This is a genomic window from Achromobacter sp. 10T422, from assembly GCF_056394065.1.
This window is the reverse complement of the sequence record NZ_JBFTHD010000002.1, coordinates 378,829-391,578: the sequence shown is the minus strand read 5'-3', so window position 1 is coordinate 391,578 and position 12,750 is coordinate 378,829. Positions and strand designations below refer to the sequence as shown.

Below are 12,750 nucleotides of genomic sequence, written 5' to 3'. Positions count from 1 at the left end.
GACACGGGCGCCGTTTTTTTTGGCTGACCGGAATCGTTGATGGGCTTAGAGGGTGACGGTGCCCCGCCCGATCTCCAATGCGCGGCCGCCCACCTGGATGCGGCCATCAGCCAGCACATCAAGCAGCAAGCGGCACGGCCGGCCCATCTGATCACCCTGCTCGACCAGGATGCGGGCGGGCAAGGGACGCTTCTGGTGAATCAGCCAGCCGCCCAGATTCGCGCAGGCCGAACCCGTGCCGGCATCTTCGTCCACGCCGCCCCCCGCCTTGGCGAAGAAGTAGCGGGCCACGACGATCTGGCGTTCGTCTTGCACATTGCCTTCGTCGAAGGCGAACACATATAGGGTCTTGCGGCCCAGGCTGCTGACTTGCCAGCGGCTCAGCTTTGATGAATCGGGAGCAGCACGGCGCACGGCATCAACGCTGGCCAGCGGCACCAGCAATTGGTCAGCGCCGGTATCGACCCAGATGGGATCGCCCAGCAGGTCATCGGCGTTCAGGCCGATCAGGCTGGCGATCTCGGCACGGTCCATTTCAGGCGGCGCGGTGCGCACGCCACCGGGGCATGGTGCCGTGAAGGTCCAGGTGTCGCCACTGGCTTGCACGGGCACGACGCCGGCCTTGAATTCGAGCGTCAATGCATCGCCGGTTTGGCGCAGATCGCGCACCACTTGCGAGGTGCCGATGGTGGGGTGCCCCGCGAACTTCATTTCGTAGCCTGGCGTGAAGATGCGCACGTGCGCATCCGCCTGTTCGGACGGCAGGATGAAGGTGGTTTCGGAAAGATTGAACTGGGCCGCCAGATTCAGCATGGTGGCGTCGTCCATGCCGCGCGCGTCTTCGAACACGCACAGCTGGTTGCCGCTGAAGGGGGTAGACGCGAAAACGTTGAGCAGGCGAAACGCGTAAGAAGTCATGAAGAGGCGTGTAGAAGAAGGCCGCCGGCCAGTCCGGCGCAGCCTTCCACTGTATCGCAGCGCCCGGCCTCAGGCTATCAAGCGGTTCTTACCAGATTGCAAAGAAAAACACCCAGGCCATGCAGAACGGTGCCAGGCCCGCCACCAGCACCAGCCAGGCCGCAGCCTTGCGCCAGCCCCGGGTTTGACGCTGCGTGAGCAGGCGCGCGAAGAGACGCAAGGTCCACAACACGGCAAGCGTCAGCAAGGTGAAACGCACGGGGCCTGCCCACGCGGCTTGCACCCCCTCGTGCTTGAGCAGGTTGACGGTGGTGGCCGACAAGCCCAGGAACACGCCGATGCCAGCCGACGGAATCAGCGCCTGCGCAAGCTTGTGCACGCCGGGGCGAATCCAGCCAGTCGCCCGGGCGTCTGCTTCCATTGCGGCGGGCGCCAGGCGGTCGGCGAGCCACAGTGACAGGAAGCTTGAGCCGCCCACCACGATGGTTGCGCCGACGACGAACATCAGAATGCCTGCACCGTCCAGCCACGAGAAGCTGTCGTTCACGTCCGGGTAGTGGGTCAAGATGAACCAGGGCGCGTTGTCCATCAACGGCCACATGATGTCGTGCTCGACCAGCCAGGTTGCGGCCCATTGCTTGGCCGTCACGAACCAGGGGCTGGCGCTCCAGAGGAAGGCGCCGATGGCAATGCCCATCAGGCCGAAGCACAGCAAGGCGGTCTGCCAGCCGTCGCCGTCGGCCACGTTCACGATTTCTTCTTCGGGCGAACGCGCGGTCAGCTCGATGGCGCCGCGGTAGCCGCTGCAACGCCCGCACATGTGGCAGTCGCCGGCGCCCTTCATGTGACGAAGGGGCACCAGCGGCGCACAGTTGATGGGTTCAATGCGGATGACCGGGTGACGCCACTTTTCTTCGTCAACCTTGAAGTGCCAGGGCGCCAGCTTGGCCAGCAGATTGAACACGCCGTTGACCGGGCACAGGTACTTGCACCACACGCGCTTGCTGCGGCCATAGCGCCAGCCGACGATCATGGCGGCGACGGTCGAGCCGCCCAGCACCGCCAGCACGGCCAGCGGATATTGGTAGACGCTGACAAGCTGGCCATAGATCGTAGTCAGCGCAAAGGCCACGAACGGCCAGCCGCCCCACCGCATCCATTTGGGAATGGCGCGGCCCTGGCCCCGCTCGCTGGCCCATTCGGTCAGCATGCCTTCGGGACACAGCCAGCCACACCAGGCGCGGCCCAGAATCGGCATGGAGATCAGCACGAACGGCCACCAGACGCCCCAGAAAGCGAACTGCGCAACGATCGTCAGATTGTTGAACACCGATGCCGTGTTGTCCGGCAACGGCAGGAGCACAGGCACGATCAACAGGAACGCGTACATCGCGACAATGCCCCACTGCAGCTTGCGCAACAGCGGGGCATGGTCACGAAGAAAGTCGGCGATCCGGGAGGTCACCCTCCCGAGTACAGCTGCCATGGTCAAACCTTCATTGTTCAGTCCGGCATCAAACCGGAATCAGGACGCGCTCCGAGCGGCGGCCGGCGCGCGGACGGGCTTGTTGCCCACCCAGCGCAACAGCGCCCAGACCACAATCCAGTAAGCCACCCACAACAACACCGAGATCAGGGCGGGCAACGCGCGGTAGCCGGCGAAGTCGGCCAGGACCTTGCCCACGCCGGTGCTGTCGCTCAAGAGCCACGAGCTGTCCCACACGGGGTCGATAATGGTGGGCAAGACATCCAGCGAAATCAGATGGTCCAGGCCGCCAACCAACAGCGAACCGGCCAGCAGCAACAGCAGAATTTCGGTCACGCGGAAGAACCGGCGCCACGTAATCAGCTTGCCGCCCAGTTGCAACAGCCAGAACGTCAGCAGCGCCACGGCAAAGCCCGCCACACCGGCCAGCGCCAGCTTCAGCATGTCGCTGCCGCCTTCGCCCGCCGACACGGTGCCGTACAGGAACACCACGGTTTCGCTGCCTTCGCGGGCAACCGCAATGGCGACCAGCACAAACAGGCCCCACCAGTTGTCATTGGCAACCGAACTGCGCGCCCCGCTTTCAAGCTCGCCTTTCAGCGTGCGCCCGTGCTTCTTCATCCATACAACCATCTGCACGACCAGTGCGCATGCCGCCAGCGACATGATGGCCTGGAACCATTCCTGCCCTTCGTCGCTGAGCCAGGACGACACGCCCAGCAGCACCAGCGCCAAGGCCACGGCCAGCGCCAGACCCGCCGCAACGCCGCCCCACAGATAGTTCAGCCCCCGCTTGCCTTCGGGCGTAGAACGCAGCCAGGTGTACAAAATACCCACCACGAGCAAGGCTTCGACGCTTTCACGCCAGACGATAAAGAGGACTTGTTCCATGTATAGCTACCGCTTATTCCTTGGGCTTGACGACCAGGGTGCCTTTCACGCTTTGGTGAAAGTCATCAAAGAAGGGATACTCGCCGGGACGCGAAATGGTGATCACCACAAAGGATTTCACCCCGGGTCCCAGGACTTTTTCCTTGCGCAGCGGAATGCTTTCGAATTCCACCGGCTCGTTGCTTTCGTTGATGAGTTCAATCTTGAAACGGCCGGCGGGCACTTCCAGGGTGGCCGGCTCGAACGTGCCGTCCGGCTTGAACCTGAGTGTGAACGTCGGCAGTTCATCCGCCTGCGCAGGCGCCATGCCGGCAACACCGGCCAGGCCGATCAGCAGCGCGGCAACTCCGTTAAGCAGGCGGCGCACGATCAGTAACCGCCCTTCTTGCCGGTACCGGCGTAGACGAATTCATATTCCAGTTCGAACGGCTCGAACCACGGACCCACACCGGTTTCCTTGTCGATGTGGCGGCCGAAGTGGGCCATTTTGTTTTCGGACGGCGGCAGGATCGTGTACTTCAGCTTGTACTTGCCCGGGCCTTCCAGCTTGACGTTGTCGCCATAGTGCGGGCCGTCGTTGGCGACCATGGGCATGAAGGTGCCCTTCTGGACGTTCTGGCTGCCGACTTTCTGGATCTCGAAGTTMACGACCAGGTACGGCACCCATTCGCCTTCCGGAAAGCCCGTCTTGTTGCCGGCGGTGGCGTGGATGTCGGCCTCAAGGTGCACATCGGAATCCTTGGCGGCGCGCATCATGCCGGGCGGGTCCATTTCGATCGGCTGCAGATACACCGCGCCGATTTCCATGCCGCCCTTTTCAACCGGCTTGCCGATGGGGTATTCGGCCGCGTTGGCGGCAGACACGCTCAGAGCGACGATGGCCAGCGCCAAGGCTTTCTTGATCATGTGCATAATCCTTGAGACACAAATGAATGGCGGTTCTAAGAAGCTAAACAAGAACCGTTTTCATTAATGTAACGAAAAAAACTGACATATCCCTGAACTATGGGACCCCAAAAGGGGCGGATTATTGCGTTTGCTCAAACGGCGGCAGGCCACAAAAAAGCCGGCGGGGCTGTTGCCACACCGGCTTTTGAACGAACGGATGTCGGGCTTTACTTGCGGCCCGTACCCGTACCCGTGCCCGGCGTGCTGCCGGGCGTGAACGGGAAGGTCGAGAACATCGCGCGCGTTTGGTCCTGCATCTGATCCTGCATCTGCACGAACAGGTTTTTGCTCTGATCGATGTAGTTGTTCATCATGTTCTGCAGCATGGGCGTCTGCACGTTCATGAACTGCGTCCAGGCCTCGGGCCCGAACTGGCTGCCGTACAGGCCCTTGGACTGCTCGGCCATGCGCGTCTGGATTTCCATGAAGGCCTGGATGTTCTTCTCAAGATAAGAACCCATGATGCCCTGCATGGCATGACCATAGAAACGGATGATCTGCGACAGCATGTTCGACGAGAACATGGGCATGCCGCCGCTTTCCTCTTCCAGAATGATCTGCAAGAGAATGCTGCGGGTCAGGTCTTCGCCGCTCTTGGCGTCGACAACCTGGAATTCTTCATTGGCCAGAACCAGTTGCTTGACATCTGCCAGAGTGATGTAGGTGCTGGTCCGGGTGTCGTATAGGCGACGGTTGGGGTACTTTTTAATCAGGCGCAGGCTGGCGCCGGTTTGTGCTTGCGTCATGTGTGTCCCCGGATCGGGCGATCTCTTAGACTTCGAATAAGGTGGAGTGTAATGCCGGAAGGCCCTCTCCCCGAGGCCTTCCGGCGCCTGAGGCCGCCCACGGCGGCCCCGCTTGCCAGCATCAGCCCATGTGCAGGCCGCCGTTGAGCGAGAAGTCTGCGCCCGTCGAAAAACCCGACTCATCAGAAGCCAGCCACGACGTCATGGAAGCGATTTCCTCGGGCGTGCCCAAGCGGCGCACCGGAATGGTGGCCACAATCTTTTCCAGCACTTCGGGACGGATGGCGCGAACCATGTCCGTGCCGATGTAGCCCGGCGAGATCGTATTGACCGTGACGCCCTTGCTAGCCACTTCCTGCGCCAGCGCCATGGTGAAACCATGGATGCCGGCCTTAGCCGTGGAATAGTTGGTCTGGCCGAACTGGCCCTTCTGACCATTCACCGAGCTGATGTTGACGATGCGGCCCCACTGCCGTTCAACCATGCCTTCAATGACCTGCTTGGTCACGTTGAAGAGGCTGTTCAGGTTGGTGTCGATCACAGCGCGCCAATCATCGGCGCTCATTTTGCGGAACAGCCCATCGCGGGTGATGCCCGCGTTGTTGACCAGCACATCGACCGGCCCGAGGTCCGCGGTGACTTTCTCGAAAGCCTTTACCGTGGAATCCCAATCCGACACGTTGCCCACCGATGCGTAGAACGTGTAGCCCTGTGCTGCCTGCTCATCCAGCCATTGCTGGTAATTGCGGCTGGGGCCGCAACCTGCCACCACGCGAAAGCCATCCTTGGCCAAGCGCTGGCAAATAGAGGTGCCGATACCGCCCATCCCGCCTGTTACGTAAGCCAGTTTTCCGCTCATTGGACTTCCTCCTGTGTGCGACGGACGCCTCGTTGATTAACTTTCTTATTGGCCTGGGCCAACCGCGCAGGGCGGTTTCAGGCTGCCCGGACCTTCACATACCTGCCAGGCGCCGGCTCGATCGGCTGGTGCTTGGCATTGCCTAATTTTGTACGCGCCTTGATCTGCTTGCCCGAATGCTGCGACAGCCAGTCTGTCCAATCGGGCCACCAACTGCCCGCGTGCTCGGCCGCTTGTGCGAACCAGGCATTGGGGTCGCCGGGCATGTCGTCGTGCCCCTGCTTGCCCAGCCCGTCCGCCACCCAATAGCTGCGGCGTTTCTTGGCCGGCGGATTGACCACGCCCGCGATGTGGCCCGAGGCCCCCAGCACGAAGCGTTGCGGTCCGCGCAGCAGCTGCGTGGACGCGTAGGCCGACACCCACGGCACGATATGGTCTTCGCGTGACCCGAAGATGTACGCCGGCATCGTCAGGCGCGTCAGGTCCAGCGGCATGCCGGCGGCTTGCGCACGGCCCGGCACCTTCAGATTGTTTTCAAGATAGGTATTGCGGAAGTACCAGGAAAAGAACGGACCCGGCAGATTGGTGCTGTCGCCATTCCAGAACAGCAGATCGAACGGGGGCGGCTTCTGGCCCTTCAGATAGTTGCCGACCACGTAGTTCCAGACCAGCTCATTGGGCCGCAGGAACGAGAACGTGGTGGCCAGGTCGCGGCCGGGCATCAACCCGCCGTTGCCTAATTGATGGTCGCGCAGCAACGCGTGCGCTTCGTCCACGAAGACATTCAGGATGCCCGTGTCGTGGAAATCAAGCAGCGAGGTCAGCAGCGTCAGCGAGGCCACCGGATGCTCGCCGCGCGCTTCAGCCAGCGCCAGCGCGGAAGCCAGCATCGTGCCGCCCACGCAGAAGCCCAGCGCATTGACCTTGGGTTGCTTGGTGATGTCGCTGGCCACCCGCAGCGCTTGCAGCACGGCGTTGTCCAGGTAGTCGGACCAGGTGGCGCGGTCGATGCCGTCGGTGTCGCTTGCCACCGGGTTGCGCCACGACACCAGAAACACCGTAAAGCCCTGCTCCACCGCGTGACGCACGAAGGAATTCTCGGGCTGCAGATCCAGGATGTAGAACTTGTTGATGTTCGGCGGCACGATCACCAGCGGGCGTTCGTGCACCGTGGCGGTCGACGGCGTGTACTGGATCAGCTGGAACAGCGTGTTCTCGTAGACCACTTCGCCCGGCGTCACCGCCACGTTGCGGCCGATCTCGAACTGCGATTCGTCGGTTTGCGTGATGCGGCCTTTCTTGACGTCGCCCAGCAGATTCGCCAGCCCTTCGTTCAGCGCGCGGCCCGCGCTTTCCACGATGGATTGCTGGGCGTCCGGGTTCAGCGCCAGGAAGTTCGACGGCGACAGCGCATCCACCCATTGCATGATGGAAAAGCGCAGGCGGTTGCGCATGGGTTCGCTGACCTGGGCGGCGTCAACCATGCGCTGCATGGCGCGCGCCGACAGCAGATACGTGTGCGCCATCAGCAGATGCGAACTATTGGCGGACCAGGCGTCGCCGGCGAAGCGGCGGTCAGCCAGGGGCGCAAGCGCGCCGCGTCGGGCATCGTCGCAAAGGCGCTGCCACTCGCGAGAGAATTCGGCCTGAATGTCGGCCAGGATTTCCGGTGCCACGCTCACCGGAATGGGTCCTGCGGAGAGATTGGCGTTCACTTCGACACCTTGTTATCGACACTGCTCGATTGATGTTGCATTCCGGGTCCAGGACTGTCAATGCGGGTATACAAGGAGGCAATCAGGGTAGGACTCAACCCCGCCTGCCGGCCTTGCGCAAGATCAAACCGGGTCGAGCCAGGCCAGCAATGCCATGCGTCCGGTTTCGCCGTCGCGCCGATAAGAGAAGAAGCGATCCGAGGCCGATACGGTACACAAGCCGCTTAACGCCACCTCTTGTACCCCGGCGCGGCGCAGGCGGAAATCGGCCAATCCGGCGAGGTCGGCCAGCCACTTTCCCGATAGCCCCGGGCGCGGCGTGAAGTAACGCGCCGTGGCGGGATCATCGGCCGTGAACGCATCCAGCACGTCTTGGCCCACTTCGAAATGTTGCGGGCCGATGCCGGGGCCCACCCAGGCGCGCCAGCCTTCGGCCTGCGGCGCCTTGGCCCGCATGGCGGCCAATGTGTTTTCCAGCACGCCGCCCGACAGGCCACGCCAGCCGGCGTGCGCCGCGCCCAGCACCAGGCCTTTGGAATCGGTAATAACGACGGGCAGGCAATCAGCCACCATGATGGCCAGCACGCGGCCCGGCTGCGTCGTGACGCTGGCGTCCACGGCAGGTTCATCCTGCGCGGGTGCGCCCGTCGTGGATTCGCCTGCCGCGGGTTCACTTGCCGCATCCATCGCGTCCGCATCCACGACTTCGCTGCCATGGACTTGGCGCAACCACAGCGGCTCGGCCGGCACGGCGGCGCGCACGCGGCGGCGGTTCTCGGCCACGGTGTCGGGGTTGTCGCCCGCGCGGCGCCCCAGGTTCAGGGTGTCATGCGGGGCCACGCCCACGCCGCCCGCGCGTGTCGTGCAGAAGTAGTTCACGCCGGCCCACTGGGGGCCGGTTACGACAGGCAGGCTGGCGATCACGCGTTCCATGCAATGCTTTCCTGGACCAGGGTCATGTCAGCGGGCACGGCGGCGGCGAATTGGACTTCACCGTTGCCGCCCGGATCATCGAAATGCAGGGCGCGGGCGTGCAGCATCTGGCGCTGCGCCCCCGCGATGTTCTTGCCGCCATAGATGGTGTCGGCCAGCAGCGGGTGGCCCAGGCTGGCCATGTGCACGCGAATCTGGTGGGTGCGCCCCGTTTCCAGGCGGCACACCACTTCCGTGACGCGGCCGCCGGGGTCAACCTGGCCACGGCGGACCGGTGCGTAATTGGTAATGGCGGGCTTGGGCGCCACGGGGCGCTCGACGCTCATGCGGATGGGCACGCGGGAATCGCGGCCAATGGCGCGCTCAACACGGCCACCGTTTGCGACCCAGCCATGGGCCAGGGCCACGTATTCGCGGCCCATGCTGCGTGCCTGCAACTGGCGCACCAGATGCGTCTGGGCCTTTTCATTGCGGGCCACGACCATGAGTCCGGAGGTGTCCTTGTCCAGCCTGTGAACAATGCCGGCACGCGCCACGGCCGCCAATTCCGGGTAGCGGTAAAGCAGGCCGTTGAGCAGCGTACCGCTCCAATTGCCCGCGCCCGGATGCGTGACCAGGCCGGCAGGCTTGTTTACGACGATCCAGTCGGGGCTTTCGCCCACCACGGTGAATTCAACAGGTTCGGGCGTGAAGGCGCGGGCGTCGGGGGCGGGCTGGGCCCATACCAGCAGCTCGTCGCCGGGGCCCACCGTCTGGCGGATCTTGCCGGGAGCACCGTTCACGTGCACATTGCCGGATTCAATCCAGCCTTGCAGACGGCTGCGGGAATGGTCGGGCATCAGCCCGGCCAGAACCTTGTCGAGCCGATCGGCCTTGGTGCTGGAAGGAACCGTTACAAGTTGCGGTTCACCCCGGTTTTCCCCGGGATTTCCGTCCGCATTTTCGTCAGGAAGGCCCAGGAGTTCGTCGTCGGAAACGAGATCTGTGCCGGCGGCTGTATCAGACATGGAGACAAATCATATAATCAGCCTGCCATGCTAACACCAAGGATACGATTCTCGTGATTCACCACTCCGCAGCTCCCTCGAACCCCGCATCCCGAAGCGGGCCGGTTTTGCGCGTGGTTATCGCGCTATTTGCCGTCATCGTCATCGCCGGTTGCGGCTCGACCAACAGCAAGTACGACAAGACCACCAACTGGAGCGCCGAACAGCTTTACGCTGACGCCAAGTCCGAAATGTCCTCGGGCGGTTGGAAAGAAGCGCGCGAGCGCCTGACCGCCATCGAAAGCCGCTACCCCTTCGGCGTCTATGCCCAGCAAGCCCTGCTTGAACTGGCCTACGTCAACTGGAAAGACGGCGAAAACGAACAAGCCCTGGCCGCCATTGACCGCTTCCAGCAGCTCTACCCCAACCACCCCGGCACCGACTACGCGCTGTACCTGAAGGGCCTGATCAACTTCACGCCGGCCAGCGCCTTCATGACCAACATCACGGGCCAGGACCCGGCCGAACGCGACCCCAAGGGATTGCGCGCGTCTTACGATGCGTTCAACGAGCTGATCAAGCGCTACCCGGATAGCAAGTACAGCGTAGATGCCGAAAAGCGAGTGGCGTGGCTGGTCAACACCATCGCCATGAACGAAGTGCACGTCGCCCGTTATTACTACGAGCGCGGCGCCTACGTGGCCGCCGCCAACCGTGCGCAAACCGTCATCACCGACTTCGAAGGCGCCCCCGCCACCGAAGAAGCGCTGTACTTGATGGTCTCGTCCTACGACAAGCTGGGCATGACCGAACTGAAGAACGATGCGCAGCGCGTGTACGACAAGAACTACCCCAACAGCGACTTCAAGACCAAGGGTCTGCAGGCGGATCGCAGCTGGTGGAACCCGTTCGACTGATTCGTCAGCTGCTCGGCCTTCCCCGCATGGGAAAAGAAAAAGCTCCTCGAATTATTCGAGGAGCTTTTTTTTAACCGGGGGGCATAGGCCTTGGTCTTAGCCTTGGCCTTGGCCTTGGTCTTAGCCTTGGTCTTAGCCTTGGCCTTCCCCGCCCTCTTGCTTGCGGCGATAGAACGCCAGCACCTCTTCCAGTTCGCGCGTTCGCGCAAAGGGCGGCAACCCGCGCCACAGGCGTTTGCCGTAAGGCTTTTCCACCAGACGCGCATCGCCCACCATCAGCACACCCCAATCCGACTCGGTACGAATCAGCCGGCCCGCGCCCTGCTTGAGCGAAATGGCGGCTTCGGGCAATTGGTATTCCGAAAACGGATTGCCGCCTTGGGCCCGACAGGCCCGCAGCCGGGCTTCGATGACAGGATCATCGGGCGGCGCGAATGGCAACTTATCAATGGCCACCAACGTCAGCACATCGCCGGGCAGGTCGATGCCTTCCCAGAAGCTGGCGCTACCCACCAGCACCGGATGCTTGAGCTTGCAGAAGCGGTCAAGCAGGTCCCGGCGCGTGCCTTCGCCTTGCTTGAGCAGCGGCCAATCATGGCCAGCATCGTCGAAGGCATCGGCTAGCAAGGTCGCCACCTTCTCCACGGCGCGCAAGGTCGTGCACAGCACCAGCGTGCCGCCGGGGCTGGCTTCCAGCAACGGCATCAGCGTGTCGACGAAGCGGTCAAGAAACTGCGGCGACTGCGGCTCGGGCATGCCGCGCGGCACGAACAGCAGGGCCTGTTCCGGGTAATTGAACGGCGACTCCCACTTGCCCGTGCGCGCCTTTTCCAACCCCAGCTGACTGGTGAAATGATGGAACTCGCCATTCACCGACAGCGTGGCCGACGTCATGATCCAGGCCTGACCCGGCTTGCGGTATTTCGAGAAAGCCTGCGCCACCGACAACGGCGCCGAATGCAGGCGGACATGGTGCTGGCCGTGTTCGACCCAGCGCACCGCAGGCCCCGTCCATTGTTCAGCTGCGGCGGCCACGCCTTCCAGAATGGCCGCAGGCGTGGACGCCCCGTCGCCCAGCACGGCGATGGCGTCAGCGGCGGCCGGCTCGGGGGCTTGATCGTCCCGGCCCCACCCTTCGTCGGCAAACCCGGCATCCGCACGGCCGGGCGTGGCCCAGCGCTTGAGCCGCACCGAAATCTCGGCGCCGATGCGCGCAGCCGCCATCAGGTCAGGGTGTTTTTCCGCGACCACGCCCAAGGCCTTGGTGGCCGTATCCACGGCTTCGCGCAAGGCCAATAGGGCCTCGTCGAATTCCTCGGGGTTGGGAATGGCGTCGAACGTGGCCTTGCGGCCCGGCATGCGGTCAAGCGGCGCACAGACCAGGCGCAGTTCGCGCGCGGCGGTTTCCAGATGCCGGCTGACGTCGCTCCATTTGGCGGCCTCGCGGGCATACGCCAACCCCGCCACTTCCAGCGCGCGGCCAAAGTCCATCAGTTGGTGGGTGGACACGCTGCTGCCCAGAAAGCGCGTGGCCGTGTCGGGCAACTGATGCGCTTCGTCGAAGATGACGGTGTCGGCTTCGGGCAGCAGATCGGTCACGCCCTCTTCGCGCAACACCAGGTCGGCCATGAAGAGCGCATGGTTGACGACCACGACGTCAGCTTCCTGCGCCTGCCGGCGCGCCTTCACGACGAAACAGTCGCGGATGCGCGGGCATTCCTGGCCCAGACAGTTTTCGCGCGTGGACGTCACGCGCTGCCAGATGTCGGCGTCTTCAGGCACCTGCGCAAGATCGCTGCGGTCGCCCGTTTTGGTGATGCCGGCGAACACCTGAATCTGGCGCAATTGCTGGATTTCGGTGCGCGACTTCAAGGCGCGTTCGTCGCCCTGCAAGCGTTCCAGGTGATAGTGGCAGACGTAATTGCCGCGGCCCTTGAGCAGCGCGGCCGTGACCGGTGCGGCCAACGCCGCGCGCACGCGCGGCAGGTCTCGCGCAAATAACTGGTCTTGCAGCGTGCGGGTACCGGTGGAAATCAGCACCTTGCCGCCCTGGATGAAGGCGGGTACAAGGTAAGCCCAGGTTTTGCCGATACCGGTGCCGGCTTCGGCCACCAGCGTGGCGCGGTCTTGAATGGCGTCGCCAATCGCCTGCGACAATTCCACCTGCGAAGGGCGTGGCTTGTAGCCGGGCATGGCCGTGGCCAGCGGCCCGTCCTCGTCAAAAAATTCGGATATATCCAGGTCCAGCATTACGGCAGCCTAGTGTCAGTCGGCGTCTTCGGAGATACCGGTACCCATACGGTACGGCCGCCAGACACTGATGTGGGAAAGGACCAAATGATACTCGGTGC

The 12,750-nt window shown here is 63.3% G+C and carries 12 protein-coding genes; 1 reads left to right on the top strand and 11 read right to left on the bottom strand.

The annotated features are described in order from the left end of the window. Nucleotides 1–45: 45 nt before the first annotated feature. From AC1DB0_RS05905 to AC1DB0_RS05860, 10 genes are all read right to left on the bottom strand, one after another. A complete protein-coding gene (locus AC1DB0_RS05905; protein WP_476757665.1) occupies nucleotides 46–918 on the bottom strand; it encodes a PhzF family phenazine biosynthesis protein in 873 nt (290 codons plus the stop codon). 88 nt (nucleotides 919–1,006) lie between these two features. Beyond that, nucleotides 1,007–2,404, bottom strand: a complete 1,398-nt coding sequence (locus tag AC1DB0_RS05900; RefSeq protein WP_054423801.1) for a 4Fe-4S binding protein — start codon at nucleotides 2,402–2,404, stop codon at nucleotides 1,007–1,009. 39 nt (nucleotides 2,405–2,443) lie between these two features. Then, nucleotides 2,444–3,295, bottom strand: coding sequence for an FTR1 family iron permease (locus AC1DB0_RS05895; protein ID WP_054423804.1), 852 nt, complete (start codon nucleotides 3,293–3,295; stop codon nucleotides 2,444–2,446). 13 nt (nucleotides 3,296–3,308) lie between these two features. After that, complete coding sequence (locus AC1DB0_RS05890) at nucleotides 3,309–3,632, bottom strand: cupredoxin domain-containing protein (protein ID WP_056322182.1); 324 nt, start codon at nucleotides 3,630–3,632, stop codon at nucleotides 3,309–3,311. A 32-nt stretch (nucleotides 3,633–3,664) separates the two neighbouring features. After that, the gene (locus tag AC1DB0_RS05885) at nucleotides 3,665–4,201 is read right to left on the bottom strand and encodes an iron transporter (protein ID WP_054423806.1); all 537 of its coding nucleotides are present in this window, start codon (nucleotides 4,199–4,201) and stop codon (nucleotides 3,665–3,667) included. 209 nt (nucleotides 4,202–4,410) lie between these two features. Further along, nucleotides 4,411–4,989: a polyhydroxyalkanoate synthesis repressor PhaR gene (gene phaR, locus AC1DB0_RS05880; protein ID WP_054423809.1), complete on the bottom strand. Its 579-nt coding sequence runs from the start codon at nucleotides 4,987–4,989 to the stop codon at nucleotides 4,411–4,413. A 121-nt stretch (nucleotides 4,990–5,110) separates the two neighbouring features. Next, nucleotides 5,111–5,848 carry an acetoacetyl-CoA reductase gene (gene phbB / locus AC1DB0_RS05875; RefSeq protein ID WP_054423812.1) on the bottom strand — a complete coding sequence of 246 codons (738 nt, stop codon included), beginning with the start codon at nucleotides 5,846–5,848 and terminating at the stop codon, nucleotides 5,111–5,113. Between the two features lie 77 nt (nucleotides 5,849–5,925). Then, nucleotides 5,926–7,563 (bottom strand): PHA/PHB synthase family protein, encoded by a 1,638-nt coding sequence (locus AC1DB0_RS05870; protein WP_447981224.1) that lies wholly within the window; start codon nucleotides 7,561–7,563, stop codon nucleotides 5,926–5,928. A gap of 123 nt (nucleotides 7,564–7,686) precedes the next feature. Further along, the gene (gene pgeF / locus AC1DB0_RS05865) at nucleotides 7,687–8,496 is read right to left on the bottom strand and encodes a peptidoglycan editing factor PgeF (RefSeq protein WP_476757666.1); all 810 of its coding nucleotides are present in this window, start codon (nucleotides 8,494–8,496) and stop codon (nucleotides 7,687–7,689) included. Next, the gene (locus AC1DB0_RS05860; protein WP_082387097.1) at nucleotides 8,484–9,503 is read right to left on the bottom strand and encodes an RluA family pseudouridine synthase; all 1,020 of its coding nucleotides are present in this window, start codon (nucleotides 9,501–9,503) and stop codon (nucleotides 8,484–8,486) included. Before AC1DB0_RS05860 ends, pgeF begins: the two co-directional genes overlap by 13 nt. Before the next feature lie 107 nt (nucleotides 9,504–9,610). On the opposite strand from AC1DB0_RS05860, the gene AC1DB0_RS05855 reads away from it, so the two are divergent. Continuing rightward, complete coding sequence (locus tag AC1DB0_RS05855) at nucleotides 9,611–10,399, top strand: outer membrane protein assembly factor BamD (RefSeq protein WP_054423821.1); 789 nt, start codon at nucleotides 9,611–9,613, stop codon at nucleotides 10,397–10,399. 132 nt (nucleotides 10,400–10,531) lie between these two features. Here AC1DB0_RS05855 and AC1DB0_RS05850 read toward each other — a convergent pair whose 3' ends face one another. After that, on the bottom strand, nucleotides 10,532–12,649 hold the full coding sequence (locus AC1DB0_RS05850; protein WP_476757667.1) for an ATP-dependent DNA helicase: 2,118 nt from the start codon (nucleotides 12,647–12,649) through the stop codon (nucleotides 10,532–10,534). Between the last annotated feature and the right edge of the window lie 101 nt (nucleotides 12,650–12,750).